Raw genomic sequence first — 18892 nt, 5'->3', positions numbered from 1 at the left:
TCAAAGATTGATCTGTATCGTAGCGAAGAATCACAGGCTTCCTACAAGTCGAAGGTTTCTCCTCTTTCGGGAACTGTCGCATTAAAACCTTCTTCCTGTATGGCAGCGCTCAGGCTTTGCAGGCTTTTATCTTCTCCATGAACAAGAAAAACCTGTTTAGGTTGTCCAGTTTGCCTGATCGTTTTGATCAGGTCATCGTGGTCGCCATGACCGCTAAGTAAATCAGTTTGCCTGATTGTTGCATAAACCATTAACTCACGATCTTTAATCCGCACAATGGGTGCGCCACTTAAAAGTTTGTAACCCAGTGTTCCTTTTGCGCAGTAGCCTATGAAAAGAATGGTACAATAGTAATTTTGGATATTATAGTATAAATGATCCTGGATTCTACCGCCTTCTAGCATTCCGGCAGAAGAGATGATGATACAGGGATCAAAGTAGTTGGAAACATCCTTACTTTCTTTCATGGTTTGAACATACGCCAGGTGCTCAAACTCAAATTCATCTCCCATGGTTTGGTAAAAGTCTTTAGCTTCCTGATTAACCAAATTGTGGTGCTTGCGGTATACATCTGTTGCCTGAATAGCCATTGGGCTATCCACAAAAATTTGAATGGGTGGTAAAAGCTTTTTACTGAAAATCTGATTGAGTGCAAAAACGAGGGACTGCGTGCGACCTATACTAAAGGCGGGGATAATTAACCGCCCGGGAGTTTTAATGCAAGCCTCGGTTATCTCTTTGATTAATCTTTCTTCGAGGGTTTCATTTTTGGAGTGATATCTTCCGCCATATGTTGCCTCACTGACCAGATAATCTACCGGAGGTAAAGGCTCAGGGTTTACTAAAACAGGATAATTTTGTCGGCCAATATCTCCGGTAAAAGCAATTTTCTTTTCAGTGCCCTGATCATTGATGCTGAGTACAGCAGCCGCTGCGCCAAGCAAATGCCCCACCGGGACAAAAGTTAAACTAATATCTCCGGTAATCTGAAAAGGCTTGTTAAAGGCTATGGTCACAAAACGATCAATGGTATCCATCACATGTTTATGGAGATACAAAGGTTTTGGTCCGTTGAAGTGACCTCGTTTAGTGCGTGGTTTACGGCTCTGCTTACGTAAAAAAAGTTCCACAGAATCAAAAAGAAGAATGGAGGTTAAGTCTGCTGTTGGTGGAGTACAGAGCACCTGGCCATCAAAGCCAGAGCGAACCAGTGTTGGCAGGTTTCCTGAATGATCGATATGCGCATGGGTGAGGATAACCAGGTTAATGGTTGCGGGATCAAATGGAAAGAATTGATTCTCTTCCTGGTAAGTTTCCTTTTCGTAATCTAAACCGCAGTCGATTAATATTTTATAATGCCCAACTTCGAGCAAATGCATACTTCCGGTTACCTGTTGTGCCGCACCCCAAAACGTTAACTTCATCTTCAATTTGTTAGGTAAATACCCCGTAAAGTAATACAATTAGCGGTATTTTGAAACAGTCGCAAGTAATTTTTTAGCGATTAACTTTATATCTACTTCAAAAAGATAGTTTTATCTTTATCCAAAATTTATTGTCATGCAAGAACCTTTTGATGTAGAAGTTGGAAACGAAACCTATGCCGTATTTCCAGAGGGAAACGATACTTACACCATTTTTAAGAATGGTAAAGAATATATCCAAATAATTAAAGATACTTCATCTATCTGGTTAAAAATGGATTATAAAACCGAGCTTCCGATTTTTGAAGAAGATGAAGAGGTTAATGCCATTGGAAAGGCGATTAACGAATATGTGCCTGATGAAGAAGAGGATGATTTAGAGGATTAAAAAAAGGGTTCCGATTTCGGAACCCTTTTTTTAATTATCTGGTACAATCTGCGGTCCATGTTTCGCCGCCCCGTACTACTAGCATTTTTAATGTACTGGCATTAATTGTAATTCCCGTAACACCCGTTCCAACACTCACATAAGTGTTATCACCTGATTGCTCGAATTTTACACCTGTAATGTCCGGAATACCGCTACCAAAGTAGAAGTTGTAAGTTTCACCCACTTTACTCACTGTCACTTTCCCATCAGAACTGTTAATGGTTGTTTCACTGTTTTTGTAAGAAACCGTTCCTTTGTAAGTCCCCACGAAAAAATCTCTGTCTGCAGGATCCGTATCTTTTTTACATGATACCATAACTGTTAATGCTATTAATAGCATACTGAAAATTTGAACTGTCTTTTTCATCTCTTTATCTTTTATGTTTTTCAATTTTTTGATGAAATTCAGTCAACCGTTTTTCCGGACAAATCAATTGACTTATTTCCATCAGAGGTAGTTTTGATGTGACAAGGGAATGACAAAGGTTGTGCCAAAAACCACAACTTTTCGCATTAGCCACAAGCTTTGTAACGAATATGTTAATTTTAATTAATTGATATACAGTTATTTATGTTATTTTCTTTGGCTAAGAAACGAAAAGTGTTTTTTAAATGAAACGTGCATTTAAGAAGCAAAGAAATAGACCCAAAAAGCAATCATATTTGAGGTTATAGAAGCGAAATTTTAATGATGAATTTGCTGACTTATTTTAATATTGATTATTATCCAGCCCATCCCGAGCGGTCTAAGCTTCGGTAATTGATGGCCTCTGCTAGATGCTCCAGTGCTATTTGCTCACTGTTGGCTAAATCGGCAATCGTTCGGGCTACTTTTAATATCCGGTCATATGCCCTTGCCGATAATCCTAATTTTTCCATAGCAGTTTTCAAGAGCACAATACCAGATTCATCGATGGCACATACTTTCCGTACCATTTTGGGGTTCATTTGTGCATTGTAATGCAGGTTGTTATTCGTCGCAAACCTAAGGTCCTGGATTTCCCGGGCAACAATAACCCTTTCTCTGATGGATTCACTTTTTTCTGCATCTTGTGTCGAAGCCAGTTCAGTAAAATTTACCGGAGTTACCTCCACATGCAAGTCAATTCGATCCAGGAGTGGTCCGGATATCTTACTGAGGTACTTTTGAACTACCCCAGGTGCACAAACACATTCTTTTTCCGGATGGTTAAAAAAACCGCATGGGCAGGGGTTCATGGAGGCCACAAGCATAAAGCTGGCTGGATACTCAACAGAAAATTTGGCTCTGGATATGGACACCTGACGATCTTCAAGGGGTTGTCGCATTACTTCCAATACTGTTCTTTTAAACTCAGGAAGCTCATCTAAAAACAGGACGCCGTTATGGGCCAGAGATATTTCACCAGGTTGAGGATTTACCCCTCCTCCAACCAGTGCTACATCGCTGATGGTATGGTGTGGGCTCCGGTATGGCCTTACTGTCATCAAAGCATCTGCAGCAGTAAGTTTTCCTGCTACAGAATGAATCTTAGTGGTTTCAAGGGCCTCGTTTAAATTTAACGGCGGAAGTATGGTGGGAAGACGTTTAGCTAACATTGTTTTTCCGGCGCCGGGCGGGCCAATCAGGATTACATTATGTCCACCTGCAGCAGCTATTTCTAAAGCTCTTTTAATGTTTTCCTGTCCCTTTACATCTGCAAAATCGTGATCATAGTTGCTGATATTTTTTAAGAATTCCTCATGTGTATTTACTTTAACCGGTGTTAACGTTTCAGTTTGGTTAAAAAATGAGATTACCTGAGCCAGGTTTTCTACACCATAAGCATGCAGTTGCTCTACTATTGCTGCCTCTCTAACGTTTTGTTTTGGAAGGATAAAACCCTTCATACCCTCCTGCCGGGCTTGTATAGCAATGGGTAAAGCGCCTTTAATCGGTTGTATATTGCCATCAAGGGAGAGTTCTCCCATAATAAAATAACTGGCTAACTCGGCGGAGGGAATCTGACCAGATGCGGCGAGTACTGATATTGCAATGGGAAGATCGTAGGCGGAGCCCTCTTTACGGATATCTGCTGGCGCAAAATTAACGACAATTTTTTGTCTGGGCATGCGATAACCGGCAGCATGAATAGCACTTTCAACTCTTTGAAGACTCTCTTTCACGGCATTATCAGGCAGGCCCACCATAAAGTATTTGTTTCCCTTGCTAATGTTAACCTCAATGGTTATGGTGAGGGCATTTACGCCATAAACGGCACTCCCGTATGTTTTTACAAGCATTAATTTAAGCTAAAATAAAACGGGATGTTTGGTTTTTAGGGGAGATTGATTTACGAATATAGAAATTGTTTGGTATAATTAAAGTGACAAATCCGTTATTTTAGTGCAAAAAAAATCCCGATCATAAATGACCGGGATTTATATATTTTTTGAATGGACTAGCGCTTTCCAAAAGGCATTTTTGGCATTCCTTTCATCATGGCTGCAGCCGCAGCCGGATTAGAGAATTGTTTCATCATTTTACGCATATCTTCAAACTGCTTGAGCAACTTGGTAACCTCTTCGATTTTAGTGCCTGAGCCTTTTGCAATACGCAAACGACGGCTTTGTTGAATAACATCCGGATTTTCTTTTTCGTATTGCGTCATGGAGCTGATAATGGCTTCAATTGATTTAAAAGCATCATCAGGAACATCAACGTTTTTCATCATTTTGCCCACTCCCGGAATCATGCCCATCAAATCTTTCATGTTACCCATTTTTTTGATTTGTTGGATCTGATTATAGAAGTCGTTAAAATCAAACTTGTTTTTACGGATTTTCTTCTGTAATTCAGCGGCTTCTTTCTCATCAAACTGCATTTGAGCACGTTCAACAAGGGAAACCACATCACCCATTCCCAAAATACGCGAAGCCATACGGTCTGGATAAAAAACATCCAGTGCTTCCATTTTCTCTCCGGTACCAATAAACTTAATGGGTTTATTAACTACTGACTTAATTGAAAGGGCGGCACCACCACGGGTATCACCATCAAGTTTAGTTAATACAACACCTGTAAAATCTAAACGATCGTTAAATACTTTGGCTGTGTTTACTGCATCTTGTCCCGTCATGGCATCAACCACGAATAAAATCTCGTTCGGGTTGGTTTGCGCCTTAACCTCAGAAATCTCATTCATTAAAGATTCGTCAATGGCTAAACGACCGGCGGTATCGATAATGATTACATTATTTCCGTTTTGTTTACCGTGGGCAATACCTTCTAATGCAATGCCAACAGGATCCTTAGAATCGCGGTTTGCATATACCGAAACGCCTACAGAAGTACCTAAAACTTCTAACTGATCAACAGCTGCAGGGCGATACATATCACCGGCAACCAATAAAGGTTTTTTGCCTTTTCCTTTTAAATGAAGGGCTAATTTACCTGCAAAAGTGGTTTTACCCGCACCATTTAAACCTGCAATTAAGATAACTGTTGGGTTGGCTTTGGTATCTAACTCAGTAACTTCACCACCCATCAGGGCAGCAAGCTCATCGTTCATAATTTTTGTGAGCAATTGCCCTGGAGAAACCGCTGTTAATACGTTTTGCCCTAAAGCTTTTTGCCTTACCTCATCAGTAAATGATTTGGCTGTTTTATAGTTAACATCGGCATCTAATAATGCTTTACGGATTTCTTTCATGGTTTCTGCCACGTTGATTTCCGTAATGCTGCCTTGTCCTTTTAATACTTTAAACGCTCTGTCTAGCTTGTCCTGTAAATTATCAAACATCTTTTTTTAAGCTAAAAGCCTGTTGCCCATTGCAAAAAGCTTCTTGTTTTTAATAAAAGGCAAATGTATCAAATTTTGATTGTAAATCTTTGCTGCTCAAATCAAAACTTTAAATCTTATACAGATTATATTTTTCTTGTTGTGCAACATATCTCTATGCTTAGGGTCTTATGCTTATTAACCTAAACAAATGAAAGGCGGCGCATTCTTAATTTTTGTATTTATTTACTCCTTCTGCCATGCACAGGATCCGGCCAAACAAAAGCAATTAATTGCTGTACGGATAACCGAAACACCAAAAATAGATGGTCTATTGGATGATGCCTGTTGGATGAACGTGCCTTTAGCGACTGACTTTTTTGAAATCAGGCCTGTTCCCGGCAGAGTCGAAACCAAAGACAGGCGCACAGAAATGAAAGTAGTTTACGATGATATCGCGGTTTATGTTTACGCCAGAATGTACGATCACCCGGACAGCGTATCCCATGAACTGGTTTCCCGGGATAATATCGGGAATGCTGATTTCATTTCAATCATTGTAGATCCATTTTATGATAAAATGAATGGGAATGGATTTTTCGTTACAGCTGCGGGTGTGCAATTTGATGCCAAATATTCTCAGGTTGGAGATGAAGATCCCAATTGGAATGCCGTTTGGGAGAGCGCGGTAAAACTGGATGATAAAGGTTGGACCTGCGAAATGAAGATTCCTTATTCGGCCTTACGTTTTTCTGGTAAAGATGTTCAAAACTGGGGCCTTAATTTTAGCAGAAGAATACAAAGAAGCAATACGCAAACCTTTTGGAATTTTGTTGACCCAAAAGTAAGCGGCTTTATCAATCAGGAAGGATTATGGATGGGCGTTAAAAATATTAAACCACCTTTAAGATTATCCTTTTCGCCATATGTTTCTGCCTACGTAAACCATTATCCCATTAACCAGCCGGGAATTAAAAATACTACTGCCCGGTTTAATGGTGGTATGGATGTAAAATATGGAATCAATAACAGTTTTACCCTGGATATGACCCTGGTGCCTGATTTTGGACAGGTTCAGTCGGATAATCGCATTCTTAACCTCACTCCTTTTGAGGTGAAATTTAATGAAAACAGGCAGTTTTTTACAGAGGGTACAGAACTTTTTAATAAAGGAGATCTTTTTTATTCTAAAAGGATTGGATCTATTCCTTCTTATTATGACTATGCAGGAATTAAGGATGGTGAAACGATTGTGAAGGACCAGAAAGAGGCCAAGGTGTTAAATGCAACAAAGATCTCAGGGCGAACAGCCAGGGGCCTGGGGATCGGTATTTTCAACGCCATAACCAATGGGATGGGAACTGAAGTTGAAGATGCCCAAGGTAATTTGAGAATGGAAGAAACCCAGCCCTTAACCAATTACAACATTCTGGTCTTCGATCAATCTTTAAAGAACAATAGCTCGGCCACCTTCATTAATACCAATGTTTTAAGGCAAGGAAGTGCATATGATGCCAATGTTACAGCCCTTTTATTCAACTTAAACAATAAGAAAAATGTTTATTTCGTGAATGGGGAGGCAAAAATGAGTTATTTGAGCGGAGAAGAAAGTCATACCGGATATAGTTATGCTTTCAGATTTGGGAAGCAAAGTGGTAATTTCACGTGGAACTATCAGCAGAAATATGCTGATGATCAGTTTGATCCATCAGATATGGGTTTTTTTACCAATAATAACTTCCTCGATCAACGGCTTGGTTTTGGCTATAATATTTACAAGCCAAGCAAGTTTTATAACCAATGGGAAAACTGGTTTAATATGATTTATTCCCGGAGAGCTACACCGGGTGCTTACCAAAGTTTCACCACAAATATTGGTTCCTGGATGCAGTTTAAAAATCTTTGGTCGGCAGAGTTCGATGCAAGTTACAATGCAAAGCGAAACGATTTCTATGAAGCAAGAAACGGGCAGGTTTATAAAGCGCCGGAAAGTTATGGGGTAGCTTTATATGTGAATCCTAACCGGGCAAAGGCCTATAATTTTGGCGGGAACATCCGGTTTTGGCAACAAATGCTTTTTAAAGGGAAGGAATATAACTTCTATTTGTTCCAGAATTTCAGGTTGAATGATAAGGTGGCCTTTGGCCTGGATTTAAACTTCAATCCCAATTATAATTATGTGAATTGGGTAACTACACAAGGTAACCAATCTATTTTTTCCCGTTATGACAGGCGCACCGTAGAAAACTCTTTTGACGCCAAATATACTTTTACCAATAAAATGGGGGTTACAGTTGTATTAAGACATTATTGGAGTGACAGGCGAAATAAAGAGTTCTTTGTATTAAAACCAGATGGAGATTTAACCAATTATAGTGGGCCAACCTTATCCGGACTGGATAGAAACTATAACGTTTTTAATATCGATTTGATTTACGTGTGGCAGTTTGCACCAGGTAGCGAGTTATCATTATCTTATAAAGATGCTGCAGAAACCAGCCATAATTATTATACCGAGCGCTACAACAAAAATCTTCAGGGAATTTTAGCAGCACCGCAAAATAATAGCTTATCAGTAAAGGTTTTATACTATATTGATTATTTGAATTTAAAGCGAAAGAAAAAAGCTTAAGTAAACTAAAATTACCTCGCTTTGCCTGGACTGATGCCAAATTTTTTACTAAAAGCGGTACTAAAATGTTGTACTGAAGAATAACCCAGATCATCAGAAATGTGTTTAATGTCTAAAGCGCTTTCTTCCAATAATTCTTTGGCCTTCATAAGTTTATAATCACTCAGATAGCCAAAAACAGTATTCTGAAAAATTTCTTTGAAACCCTGTTTGAGTTTAAATTCGTTAATCCCTGCAATTTTTGCCAATGCGGATAAAGAAGGTGGCTGGTTAGCGTGTTCTATTAAATATTCTTTGGCATAATAAACCCTATCCTTATCATAAGCAGATTTGAGGCAGGCTTTTACTGGTTTTTTGGCAGCCAGTTCAAAAGCCTGTGCTTGTAAGGCCAGAAGCTCAAGGCATTTGGATTGTAGAAATAAGAGCTTTAAACTGCCTGTAAAATGGCAATTCATAATGTCTCTGATGCAGCTGTGCATGGACAGGCTTATGGGCAGATTTTCGGCCGAAAGTTCTACTGCATGGTTACTCATGATATCTTCGGCAAACTTTTTAAGTAAAGCGCTGCTTTCGCTGGTTAGGTCAATAAATTTTTCACGTTGAAAATGTACCTCAAAAAATTTACACTGCTGGTCTGTTGGGAATTCGGCAACGCCATCAAAATCCGGGGTATAAATAATGTTGTGCTGATTGGCTTTAATGGCAACTTTTTTCTGTGTTAAGTAGTTCTCCATTATCCCGCCTCCGGTAAGTGAAAAATGAAGTTCTACCAACTCCGGCTCATCAAAAGATTTTATTCTCAGGCGACTCTTTTTTACCAGCATATCACCATAAACAATAAAAACACCCGAAAAGGCAATCTGCACCAGTTCTGCATCACCAAAAGGGAAGCTGTATTTTTCCCTTCTTTCGGTAACCATTGTCTGGTTTAACTCTAAACTGGTAATGTGGTTACCCACGTCATAGCGCTGATTAGACTCGTCGTAAATGCTTAGTGCCATAAAATCCCTTTCATGTAAATTTTAATCCTTTTGATGTAAAATGAACTCAGCATTAGACCCTTACTTTTGGCCAAAGTTACTAAAGAATATCATACTATGCCCAAATTACCCACATGGCTGGCGGATACAATGGAAAAAATCATCAGCAATAAAATACATACCGTAGAAGTTATCGGAACAAAAATGCTCAGTAGCAATGTGAAATCTGTTACACTTAGGGGCGATTTTAGCAGTACTAATTTTGAACCTGGAAATGAGGTGTTGTTTAGGGTAAATGCGAATGAATACAGGCATTATACCCTTGCAGATTTTGATCAGGCAGCGAGCACCTGCCAGATTATTTTTTATCTCAACAGCCAGGGTCCGGGCCACAACTTTGCAGTTAACATGCAAACCGGAGATCAACTTAAACTTATAGCAGATCATGCTAAGGTAGGCTATCAAAACGACTCGAATCAGCATTTCTTCTTTGGAGATGAAACCAGCATGGGTTTGTATGAGTGGCTGGGGAAAAAGGCATTAGACGAAGACGCCGAATACTTCGGAATTTTAGAGATGAAAGCCGAAAACCTGGATTCGGTAGCTAAGTTAAAGTTGTTAATTGATGCTGTACCAGCAGATGTTGATGCCCCTGCCCAAAACGCTATAACCTGGATGGAAAACATGCATCCCAAATGCTGGGAAATGTGGAAAGATGCTACATTTTACCTCACAGGCAGGGCAAAATCTGTACGCCAGTTTAAAAAATACCTCAAGCAAAGAGGCGTAAGCTTTAAACAAATTGTAAGCATGCCTTACTGGGAATTGGGAAGAATTGGCGGCGCTTAAAAACTATCTTGGGAAAGTAAAAGCAAAACCCAGAGCCAGTGTTTGACTGGCTTGTACCTTATCTGTTCCGGTATCTTTATCGAACAGCATTACGCCCGTTAAGCTGGTGTTCATAAAACGATTGATTTTAGCCGTTAAAGCAACATCTAAACGATGGTCAATTCTCGACCATTCAAAGTCTTCGTAAGGAATGAACATCTGGTACCTGGCTTTAAGGTTCGTGTTGGTAAAAATGTCTTTATCAAATGCACTTACCACCTGGAATGCCAGCTCATTTTTAACCTTTTTGCCATATTCTACGCCATAAACACTCGCTTTTGGTGGTTTATTCGGGTCGGGGTCATTAAAAAGGTCTTTGTCTAACACAAAAGTTTGACGGGCTGTACCTGTACCAATACGGGTAGAGAAGTATTTAACAGGCTTATATTCGAAACCTATTGACTCTGTTAAATAACCGGGACCCATAAATTTTGAAATTAAGGTTGCTTCTTCAGCACCATTTACGGTTTTGTAGGAGTAACCGTTATCAAATTGAGACTCGAAGTTTAAGGAACCGAAGAAAAACCAGTTTTTAGACAATTGAAAAGAAGCTTTGTGATCCCAGAAAATGCGGTCGTTGGTTTTCTTTTGAATCTGATCTTTATTCTTGATTTTCCCGTATTGCAAAATAAGCTCTGTTACGTAGCTGTAGCTGTTTTTATTGTATTCTGCTTTCCAATTCAATAACCCACCTACTGCAATCGAGTTTACACCACCACCTTTCCAGTTGTTACTAAACTGGGCCTGGTTAACGTTAATACCGATATTGGTTCTGGTTTTCCAATAATTAACTTTGGCATTCACCACGTAAGGCTTAAGCTTAACCGGCTCGAAGTTTAAAGGGCCCTGTCTGCTGGGTAGCGGACTGCGTTTTAACTTAATTTCTAAGCCTTTGGTATTGATGGGTAGGGTATCAATTTCCTGCGCTTGTGATTTTGTTGAGCAATAAGTTAGAACTATGATTATGGCAGCTAAACAGTTTTTCATTACCTACAAAGAAAAAGAAAATTAGTTAGAGATAAAAGTTTTCTATTGTGTATCAGTCTTTTTTATGCTGCCGAATTCTTTAAGCCAGGCGTACCAATTTCTTTGTTTCAGGTAATTGAGGTTGTGTTCGTGGCGGTAAGCTTCCCTTTCAAAAGCAATGTTTTTATAAGCCAGATAATGTTTTTTATATCGGATGAGGTTGATGAGATACAGCAGAAAATAGAGGATATAAAAAGGTACTATGAGCAGCTCAAGCTGTTGTCTTAAATGTATTTTCTCATGATTAATAATTTCCTTGTCGTTTTTAAATCGGGCAGATTTAAGCAGGATAAACGGAAAGATTGCCATTCCGGCAGCCGGTAATTTCTTGATAATAAATACTGGCGCTTTCACAGTTTCTCTATCGTTAATTTAGGCAGTGGAGGGAGTTGCAATGCCTTTGGATTTAGCCGATAACTTTTATAAGCATTGCGGATAAAGGTATTGAAAGAATAATCTGTGGCATCCAGTACGAACTGATAAGTTGGACGGTACTGCTGCATAAAGTCTACGAGTTCATCATCTTTAATGCCTAATATTTGCCTGACCAGATTGGCATTAAATCTATAATCGATTAAATCTTCACGATAGTCTTTTTCCAATATTTTTTGAAGATGACGTGCATTTCTCCCCTGCCTGCTCAGTAAATTATAAATGGCATCAATGCCCAAGCCTACACCTCCATTACCCAGGCTAAGCAAATCTTTACTACTTCCCTTTTGGGTTTGGTACCTGAATTCCTTTACATTTTTTTCATATTGCTGCTGGGGCGATAATCTTTTTTGTTGAATCACTACATCACGAAGCCTGATACCCAGCGATTTTAGTTGAAAATATGCTGCTGACTGACCTTTAAATACGATTGTATCTACTCCGTAACCGGTAAGTGCCGCAACTAAGGTGTCGCCTGGTATGGCTACAGTACTGAATTCCCCTTTGGTATTGTTATATAAACCATCGCGGGTACGCAAATTGTAAATGTAAACCTTAGCCAATCTTTGTTTAGTTTCCTTATCAATAACAATACCCTGCACAGATTTAGTTTGTGCAAAGAGCATCGATGTGGAGCCCAGGAAAACAATAATCGCTATAAAAAATTTCATCAGGCTACAAAGCTACAAATAACCGCAGGTTTAGGTTTCAGATTAACATTATTTAACCTTCAATACCTGCCCAAGTTTAATTCCGTCACCTGCGATTTCGTTTAACATTTTAAGTTCATCAACACTTAAATTAAATCGCTTTGCAATGTTATAAAGCGTATCGCCTTTTACAACGGTATAGGTGCCATCTGCCGTAATGGGTTTTGCTCCTGCCGGAGGAGTGGCTACTGGTGTAAATTTTTTGGTTTCCTGGCCGATGTTTTGATTAATTTCTGTAAATACGCGATCTTCCCGTGCAATTTTTTGCTTTTCGCTTTCCGATTGATCATATTGATAAAGCTGGTATTTTTCAATCATGTTGATTAACAAATCGGGATAGCGGGGATTGGTTGCATATCCGGCGGTTTTAAGCCCTTGCGCCCAGCTCTTGTAGTCGTTTTTATCTAATTGAAAAAGAAAGCTGTAACGTTTGCGTTTTAAAAATTCTGAGTGGTCTTTAAAAGATTCCCGGGCATCTTTATAAACACGAAAGCAATCATTTTTTTGGTCATCATCGCGGAAATAGTTTTTTCCTTTCCAATCAGATGTACATTTAATGCCGAAATGGTTGTTAGCATACTTGGCCAGATCACTGTTACCGCTGCCTGATTCCAAAATTCCCTGGGCTAATGTTATACTTGCAGGAATTCCATATGCATTCATTTCTTCTATGGCTACGGCCTTAAACTCATCTATATAGCTGAGCGTGTTGTAGCTTTTATAGTTGTTATTGTTGGCTTTATTAGCTTCTTTTTCTATTTGTTTATTGTTTTTTGAAAACTTGCGGGTGGAGCAAGCACTGAAAAAAAACATTAGAAAAGCTAAACAAGTTAACGAAATGGAAGATCGGAGAATAGAATGGCGAGTTGAAGACATTTTTTTAAAATATAGCAATGGTATTGATTTTAAGCAGCAAACTAAAAACGAAGTTTCTGCCCGATTTTAAGATTGGCTTTTTTCAGGTTGTTCTTTTGCATTAACGATTTAACTGTTGTGCCTTTCTTTTTGGCAATAATACTCAAATTATCCCCGGTTTTAACGGTATAAGTTTTAGAAGTTCTGCTGCGGCTTTTTTTATGATAAACAGGTTTTGTATAAACCGGCTCTTCGTATCCCTCAGGGCGTTCATCATACTGGTAAAGTTCGTACTTTTTAATGAGTGCAATTACCTGACTTGCCCAGCTGCGGCTATGTGCATAGCCACATCTTTGAATGCCCCTTGTCCAGCCTTGATAGTCGTATTGGTCGTATTTTTCGAAGAGGTTGTTAAATGGTGAGCGGGTTTCCATAATCTCTACAAAATGGCTGTAAGATTCATCCGCATTTGAATAATCGCGGTAAGCAGACCGGATTTCTTCGTTGTTATTAGGGCCTTTTACCCCAAAATGATTGTTTAAATGTTGGGCAATGCGGCTATTCCCCGATGCCGATTCATGAATGGCTACTGCTAAAATAACACTCGCTGGTATTTTATGATCGCGCATTAAATCCTGAGCATAATCAGCATGTTCTTCAATGTATTCTGCTGTGTCTTGTGCTTTTGCTAAAGTTGCTGCCAAAAGTAAAAGGCAAAGGGTAAATATTTTCATTCGAATTAGTGTTATTTGGTACGATTGGTTGTTTGCCGCTCATATCTCTCCTCTCCAATCTCAGCTATCAATTTTCCTGATTACAAATAAGCCATCTCTTACGGGTAGAATCATTTTCTCTACCCGATCGTCTGCCGCGATCTTATCATTAAAATTAGTAATATTCCTGGTGTCTTTATCTTGTTGATTATGAAGTACTTTTCCACTCCATAGTACATTATCCACAATGATGATTCCACCCGGGCGAACACGATCAAAAATCAAATCGTAATAAGTGCCGTTATTTTTCTTGTCTGCATCGATAAAAACCAGATCAAAAACTTCATCCAACTCATTTATGGTTTGCGTTGCATCTCCAAGAATATAATTGATTTGACTGTTGTGAGGAGATTGGGCAAAATTGCTTCGCACCATGTCTTCAAGCTCCAGGTTAATATCTAAAGTATAAAGGATGCCATCCTTTGTTAAACCTTCTGCCAGGCATAAAGTAGCGTAGCCGGTAAAGGTTCCAATTTCAAGAATTCTTTTTGGGGAAACCATTTTACTCAGGAAGCTTAATACACGCCCCTGGTAATGCCCGGAGAGCATCCGGGGCATCAATACTTTTAAATTGGTTTCTCTGTCTATTTGTTGCAGGAGCTCACTTTCTGGCTCACAGTAGCGAAGGAGTAATTGTTGTAAATCGTCGTTTATCAGGCTCATGTGTCGGATTATAAACGGTTGCTTTCCATAAAATATTGTAAAATGATCGTAGCCGATATGGTATCAACACGTTCTTTATTCTGTCGGTCGGATTTTTTTAACCCGCTTTGCATGATGGTTTGATGAGCCATTTTGGAAGTAAAACGCTCATCTACCCAATGTTGTGGAATACCTGGAAAAGTTTTTTTCAATGTGGTTGAAAATCCTTTAACGTGCTGCGCAGAATCTGATGGAGAACCATCCATTTGTTTAGGATCACCCAATACAAAAGCTTCAACTGATTCTTCGGAGAGGTACTTTTTAAGGTATTCGATAATGTCCTTTGGATGGATGGTATCTAATCCAGTTGCGATGATCTGCAAAGGATCTGTTACTGCAATACCGATACGTTTGGTACCATAATCAAAAGCTAAAATTCGGGCCATATCAAAGGGTTAAGCGATAAGGTTTGAAATTAATCGCATAAAATTAAAAGGTACAAAGGTAAGGTTTTTGGTTTTATATCTTTTGTGTGAGTTGAAGTGGTTGATTATTGGGTTGTTAACTGCCAGCCCTGTTCATTTCATCTGTAGCACTTCCGCTTGAGCGTTTAGCTGCTTTAAGTGGTTTTCCAAAGCGATAAGTAAAGGCAAGATTGATTACGCGGCTATCACGGGTTAGGATAAAATATTCATTGGCTCCCGGAAAATCCGTTAATCCTTCCATGGCCTGTGTGTAGAAAATATCGCGCGCGCTTAGCTTTAAACTACCCTTGCCCTTAAATATGGTTTGTGCAAGCCCAACAGAAACCTGTCCTGTAGGATAAAGTAATTCCTGAAGATCATTTCTTGCTTTGGTAATATAATAGCCAGAAAGTTCGGCACTTAAACTTTTATTAATGGTAAACTGATTATTCAGGCTTGATTGCAATTGATTTATGGAAGATGAATAGTTAACATTTTGATAGCCTTTTAGTTCTTTGTGGTTAAAAGTACTCTGGGCATTGATAGACCACCAGGATAATGGCGACACCTGGAGTGCTACTGATAAACTTAAGTTGTGAACTTTTCCAACATTTCCTTCTGTGTAAACCAAAATGTCAGTCCCTTCAGACAAGAAAAGCTGAGAAAAATAATTGTTAATCCGGCTATAGGCAATGGTGGTGCTGAGCAGTTGTTTAAACTGGTGGCTTAACTCTAAATTCCAGCTGTATTGAGGCAGAAAAAATGGATTTCCACGCTGATAAGTGTATTTGTTAATGATAAAGACAAAAGGATTGAGTTTTTGGTAGGCAGGCCGGTCTATTCTTCTGCTGGCTGTGAAACTGAATGTATTTAAAGAATCCACTTCATAGCTGATGTAGCCGGAAGGAAACAGGTTGCTATAAGTTCTTGAAAATGCAGAATCAGGTTTAATGCTATTCCCAAGCTGGTGTGCATCATAATAAGTGTTTTCATAGCGCAAGCCCGCCTGGATATTGAATTTTCCAAACTTGGTTTCGAGGCTACTGTATACGGCATTGATATTTTCCTTGTATAAAAAGTGGTTGCTTTTATTCAAATCTTCTGAAAAAGACGTGCCATCAAACAGTTGATAATCAGCAATGTTATCGGTGCTGATGGATGAAGATTTGAAGCCGGATTCTAATTTGTGTTTCTTGCCAAATCGAAGGGTGTGATCAATTTTAGCAGCAAATATTTTTAAGGATGAAGGAATGGCTGCAACCGACCCTCTGCTGTAACCGCCCGCAGCTAAAAGTTTATTGGTAAACACCTGATCGTTGTTAATGTCATATTTCAAGGCGTCCAGATCAATGGATAAATCCTGCATTTTGCTTAAGGATTGTCTGAGGTTTAAATTGATCGCACCATTTTTAAGTTCGAAATCCGTGTTGCTGTAAGTAGCAATAGCCGAATCAACCTGGGCTGAAGCGTTTTTCCAGGTCGCCGTAGCTTCGCTGCTTCCTAAGCGGCCAGCCAGGTTTCCGGTGAGGGTTAAACCGATAGTGGTTTTGTCTGATGCATAAATATCAAGTCCGGTTTTAAGCAGATGCCCGTTGTTTTTGCTGAAAAATGAAGTGGGTTGATCCAGAATGGCGTCAACAGCACCATTTCCAGAAAAATATTGTCGATAGGCATAAATATCTGTAAAGCTCTTGTTCAGGTTTAAACTATAGTTAGCGAAAACATTTATTCGCCCACTGCGATAATTTAACAGCAGGTTGTTATTGTTTTTATAATATTTCCCTTGCCCTACAGCGGTCATAATAGAGCCGTTAAATCCCTCCTGCTTGTTCTTTTTCGTTTTAATATTAATGATTCCTGCATTTCCACTTGCATCATATTTGGCTGAAGGATTGGTAATGAGTTCGATTTGATTGACTTGTGACGAACTCATATTGCTTAGCAAGTTGTTAAGTTCTGTGCCGGAGAGATAGGTTTGCTTGTCATCAATCATAACCAGCACATTAGATTTCCCCTGTAAGCTGATGCCCCCGTTCCTATCGACCATCACGCCAGGCGATTTTTCCAAGACTTCTAAAACAGTAGTTCCTGCATTGGTAACCGCTGCATCAACATTTACAATTGTTTTTCCCTGCGTGCGCTGGATGAGCTGTTTTTTCCCAGCGATGGTCACATCGCCTAAATTTTTGCTTCCCGACACCAGCCTGATGGTCAGGCTATCTTGCTGGAAGGGACTTTTAATTGGGGTTGTTTTTGAAGCTGTAAATCCTAACGCCACAACTTTAAAGGTATAATTTCCTTTTATTGGTTCATTGAAGTACACTTTGCCTCCTTTATCGGTTATGTCAGTTTTAATCAGTGCTTCATTTTCTGCTAAAAATAACTGAACGGTTGCATTGGGAACCGGGAGTTGCTGCTCATCAAAAACTGTTACCTGGATACGCTTATTTTGGCTAAAAGCAAAAAAAGATAAGCCCAGAAGTAAAACGCTTAGTGCATATTTCAGAAAGTTCATTGGTTCAGTTAGTTAATGCCGGGTAAATATATCAAACGCCTGGCATATTTAGGCCAAAGCGATAATAGCCTAAAGTAAATTTCAGACAGACTTAAAATTATGCGAAAATCACTTTTTCCGGGCATGGAGTAGAAATGTTACGCGATAGCTTACATCTTGCGAATGTCTAAAAAAAGATGATTCTGCGATATGAAGCTATGAATATCATATGTATTTCTTATTTTGCACCAAATGCAGTTTAAAGAAATCATCGGACAAGAGAGGATAAAGCAACAATTGGTGCAAACGGTTAAGGAAAACCGGATTAGCCATGCGCAGCTTTTTTTGTCGCCTGCTGGTTCAGGCGCAGTACCGCTTGCTATAGCTTATGCGCAATACATCAATTGTTTAGATAAAGGAGAAACAGATAGCTGTGGTGTATGTGCAAGCTGCAGAAAATACGAGCGCTACATTCATCCCGATTTGCATTTTTCCTACCCTTTCTTTGCCTCTGCAAGCGTTAAAACAGCAGTTGATGTTCTAGAAGAATGGCGGAGTATGCTTACCCAAGATCCTTATTTCGATATGGATGTTTGGCGTTCTAAGTTGGATGCCGCAAATAAACAGGCTAATATTAATATTGCTGAATGTCACGATATCATTAAAAAACTAAGTTATAAAGCATTTGAGGCTGGTACAAAAGTTTTAATTATGTGGTTGCCCGAATATTTAGATAAAGCGGGTAATGCCCTGTTGAAGCTTATCGAAGAGCCGCCTGCAAATACGCTCTTCCTGTTAATTGCGCAGAGTCAGGACCAAATACTCAGTACAATCTTATCCAGGACCCAAATTGTTAAAATCCCAAAACTCACGGGTGAGGAAATTTCCGGCTACTTAATGGAGAATAATGGCCTGAACGATCATCAGGCTATTGATTATGCTTTTTTGGCAGATGGGAATTTAATTGAGGCAAAGGCTTTAGCGGCCGATACCCAAAGCGATAGCTCGGGTACATTTACCAGTTGGTTAAGGATGGGATTTGGAAATAAAGTGCCAGATTTGATCGATTTTACAGATGAGGCGGCTAAATGGGGAAGAGAAAATCAAAAGAATTTTTTAAGGTATGGCGTTAATTATTTAAGGGAATGCTGTCTCATTTTAAGCGGAGCAGAAGTCCTGGTAAAACTACCCCCACTAACCTTAGAAACCGCAAAAAAGCTTAGCGAGCACGTGCTTAGCTTACCAATGGCAGAAGCCATTATTGCCGAACTGGAAAAGGCACATTATCATATAGAACGGAACGCGAACCCGAAAATTCTGTTTTTAGATGTATCTTTACAGTTGGTAAAAATTATCAAGTTTAAAACGCTCCCTGCGGGGACTCAATATATATACAACTAAT

Annotated in this window: 17 protein-coding genes; 4 read left to right on the top strand and 13 right to left on the bottom strand. The window is 39.3% G+C overall.

The window, feature by feature from the left end; all coding sequences use genetic code 11:
* Positions 1-41: 41 nt before the first annotated feature.
* Positions 42-1424, bottom strand: a complete 1383-nt coding sequence (locus ACQY77_RS12125) for an MBL fold metallo-hydrolase RNA specificity domain-containing protein (protein WP_421941881.1) — start codon at positions 1422-1424, stop codon at positions 42-44.
* A gap of 136 nt (positions 1425-1560) precedes the next feature.
* Here ACQY77_RS12125 and ACQY77_RS12120 point away from each other — a divergent pair, with 136 nt between their 5' ends.
* On the top strand, positions 1561-1812 hold the full coding sequence (locus ACQY77_RS12120) for a hypothetical protein (RefSeq protein WP_421941882.1): 252 nt from the start codon (positions 1561-1563) through the stop codon (positions 1810-1812).
* Positions 1813-1846: 34 nt separating this feature from the next.
* On the opposite strand, the gene ACQY77_RS12115 is transcribed toward ACQY77_RS12120, so the two are convergent.
* The 3 genes from ACQY77_RS12115 to ffh all read right to left on the bottom strand — a co-directional run bounded on the left by ACQY77_RS12115 (position 1847) and on the right by ffh (position 5615).
* Positions 1847-2221 carry a hypothetical protein gene (locus ACQY77_RS12115; RefSeq protein ID WP_421941883.1) on the bottom strand — a complete coding sequence of 125 codons (375 nt, stop codon included), beginning with the start codon at positions 2219-2221 and terminating at the stop codon, positions 1847-1849.
* A gap of 356 nt (positions 2222-2577) precedes the next feature.
* Positions 2578-4116, bottom strand: a complete 1539-nt coding sequence (locus ACQY77_RS12110) for a YifB family Mg chelatase-like AAA ATPase (protein WP_421941884.1) — start codon at positions 4114-4116, stop codon at positions 2578-2580.
* 158 nt (positions 4117-4274) lie between these two features.
* Complete coding sequence (ffh, locus tag ACQY77_RS12105) at positions 4275-5615, bottom strand: signal recognition particle protein (RefSeq protein WP_421941885.1); 1341 nt, start codon at positions 5613-5615, stop codon at positions 4275-4277.
* A gap of 190 nt (positions 5616-5805) precedes the next feature.
* On the opposite strand from ffh, the gene ACQY77_RS12100 reads away from it, so the two are divergent.
* Positions 5806-8226, top strand: a complete 2421-nt coding sequence (locus ACQY77_RS12100) for a DUF5916 domain-containing protein (RefSeq protein ID WP_421941886.1) — start codon at positions 5806-5808, stop codon at positions 8224-8226.
* An 11-nt stretch (positions 8227-8237) separates the two neighbouring features.
* Here the strand turns inward: ACQY77_RS12100 and ACQY77_RS12095 are convergent, their stop codons facing one another.
* The gene (locus ACQY77_RS12095) at positions 8238-9227 is read right to left on the bottom strand and encodes a helix-turn-helix transcriptional regulator (protein ID WP_421941887.1); all 990 of its coding nucleotides are present in this window, start codon (positions 9225-9227) and stop codon (positions 8238-8240) included.
* Between the two features lie 96 nt (positions 9228-9323).
* On the opposite strand from ACQY77_RS12095, the gene ACQY77_RS12090 reads away from it, so the two are divergent.
* Positions 9324-10055, top strand: coding sequence for a siderophore-interacting protein (locus ACQY77_RS12090; RefSeq protein WP_421941888.1), 732 nt, complete (start codon positions 9324-9326; stop codon positions 10053-10055).
* 3 nt (positions 10056-10058) lie between these two features.
* Here ACQY77_RS12090 and ACQY77_RS12085 read toward each other — a convergent pair whose 3' ends face one another.
* The 8 genes from ACQY77_RS12085 to ACQY77_RS12050 all read right to left on the bottom strand — a co-directional run bounded on the left by ACQY77_RS12085 (position 10059) and on the right by ACQY77_RS12050 (position 17511).
* Positions 10059-11081: a DUF3078 domain-containing protein gene (locus tag ACQY77_RS12085; RefSeq protein WP_421941889.1), complete on the bottom strand. Its 1023-nt coding sequence runs from the start codon at positions 11079-11081 to the stop codon at positions 10059-10061.
* A gap of 42 nt (positions 11082-11123) precedes the next feature.
* Positions 11124-11474, bottom strand: coding sequence for a hypothetical protein (locus ACQY77_RS12080; protein ID WP_421941890.1), 351 nt, complete (start codon positions 11472-11474; stop codon positions 11124-11126).
* Entirely contained in the window at positions 11471-12223 is a 753-nt protein-coding gene (locus ACQY77_RS12075; RefSeq protein ID WP_421941891.1) for a hypothetical protein, read from the bottom strand. The genes ACQY77_RS12080 and ACQY77_RS12075 overlap by 4 nt, the downstream gene beginning before the upstream one ends.
* Before the next feature lie 48 nt (positions 12224-12271).
* Positions 12272-13075, bottom strand: coding sequence for a glucosaminidase domain-containing protein (locus tag ACQY77_RS12070; protein ID WP_421941892.1), 804 nt, complete (start codon positions 13073-13075; stop codon positions 12272-12274).
* A 104-nt stretch (positions 13076-13179) separates the two neighbouring features.
* Positions 13180-13851 (bottom strand): glucosaminidase domain-containing protein, encoded by a 672-nt coding sequence (locus ACQY77_RS12065; protein WP_421941893.1) that lies wholly within the window; start codon positions 13849-13851, stop codon positions 13180-13182.
* Between the two features lie 60 nt (positions 13852-13911).
* Entirely contained in the window at positions 13912-14553 is a 642-nt protein-coding gene (locus tag ACQY77_RS12060; protein WP_421941894.1) for an O-methyltransferase, read from the bottom strand.
* Between the two features lie 8 nt (positions 14554-14561).
* On the bottom strand, positions 14562-14978 hold the full coding sequence (gene ruvX, locus ACQY77_RS12055) for a Holliday junction resolvase RuvX (RefSeq protein ID WP_421941895.1): 417 nt from the start codon (positions 14976-14978) through the stop codon (positions 14562-14564).
* Between the two features lie 115 nt (positions 14979-15093).
* Complete coding sequence (locus tag ACQY77_RS12050; protein ID WP_421941896.1) at positions 15094-17511, bottom strand: outer membrane beta-barrel protein; 2418 nt, start codon at positions 17509-17511, stop codon at positions 15094-15096.
* A 231-nt stretch (positions 17512-17742) separates the two neighbouring features.
* Between ACQY77_RS12050 and ACQY77_RS12045 the strand changes: the two genes are divergently transcribed.
* Positions 17743-18891 (top strand): ATP-binding protein, encoded by a 1149-nt coding sequence (locus tag ACQY77_RS12045; protein ID WP_421941897.1) that lies wholly within the window; start codon positions 17743-17745, stop codon positions 18889-18891.
* The last annotated feature ends 1 nt before the right edge of the window (position 18892 follow it).

This window comes from Pedobacter sp. (assembly GCF_965279535.1).
Lineage (GTDB): Bacteria > Bacteroidota > Bacteroidia > Sphingobacteriales > Sphingobacteriaceae > Pedobacter.
The sequence above is the reverse complement of the archived record's forward strand: the minus strand, read 5'-3'. Positions and strand labels throughout refer to the sequence as shown.

Excerpts from the sequence above, each read along its gene's own strand:
- ACQY77_RS12125 (WP_421941881.1), bottom strand. The coding sequence starts at position 1,424 with ATGAAGTTAACGTTTTGGGGTGCGGCACAACAGGTAACCGGAAGTATG.
- ACQY77_RS12120 (WP_421941882.1), top strand. The coding sequence starts at position 1,561 with ATGCAAGAACCTTTTGATGTAGAAGTTGGAAACGAAACCTATGCCGTA.
- ACQY77_RS12115 (WP_421941883.1), bottom strand. The coding sequence starts at position 2,221 with ATGAAAAAGACAGTTCAAATTTTCAGTATGCTATTAATAGCATTAACA.
- ACQY77_RS12110 (WP_421941884.1), bottom strand. The coding sequence starts at position 4,116 with ATGCTTGTAAAAACATACGGGAGTGCCGTTTATGGCGTAAATGCCCTC.
- ffh (WP_421941885.1), bottom strand. The coding sequence starts at position 5,615 with ATGTTTGATAATTTACAGGACAAGCTAGACAGAGCGTTTAAAGTATTA.
- ACQY77_RS12100 (WP_421941886.1), top strand. The coding sequence starts at position 5,806 with ATGAAAGGCGGCGCATTCTTAATTTTTGTATTTATTTACTCCTTCTGC.
- ACQY77_RS12095 (WP_421941887.1), bottom strand. The coding sequence starts at position 9,227 with ATGGCACTAAGCATTTACGACGAGTCTAATCAGCGCTATGACGTGGGT.
- ACQY77_RS12090 (WP_421941888.1), top strand. The coding sequence starts at position 9,324 with ATGCCCAAATTACCCACATGGCTGGCGGATACAATGGAAAAAATCATC.
- ACQY77_RS12085 (WP_421941889.1), bottom strand. The coding sequence starts at position 11,081 with ATGAAAAACTGTTTAGCTGCCATAATCATAGTTCTAACTTATTGCTCA.
- ACQY77_RS12075 (WP_421941891.1), bottom strand. The coding sequence starts at position 12,223 with ATGAAATTTTTTATAGCGATTATTGTTTTCCTGGGCTCCACATCGATG.
- ACQY77_RS12070 (WP_421941892.1), bottom strand. The coding sequence starts at position 13,075 with ATGTTTTTTTTCAGTGCTTGCTCCACCCGCAAGTTTTCAAAAAACAAT.
- ACQY77_RS12065 (WP_421941893.1), bottom strand. The coding sequence starts at position 13,851 with ATGAAAATATTTACCCTTTGCCTTTTACTTTTGGCAGCAACTTTAGCA.
- ACQY77_RS12060 (WP_421941894.1), bottom strand. The coding sequence starts at position 14,553 with ATGAGCCTGATAAACGACGATTTACAACAATTACTCCTTCGCTACTGT.
- ruvX (WP_421941895.1), bottom strand. The coding sequence starts at position 14,978 with ATGGCCCGAATTTTAGCTTTTGATTATGGTACCAAACGTATCGGTATT.
- ACQY77_RS12050 (WP_421941896.1), bottom strand. The coding sequence starts at position 17,511 with ATGAACTTTCTGAAATATGCACTAAGCGTTTTACTTCTGGGCTTATCT.
- ACQY77_RS12045 (WP_421941897.1), top strand. The coding sequence starts at position 17,743 with ATGCAGTTTAAAGAAATCATCGGACAAGAGAGGATAAAGCAACAATTG.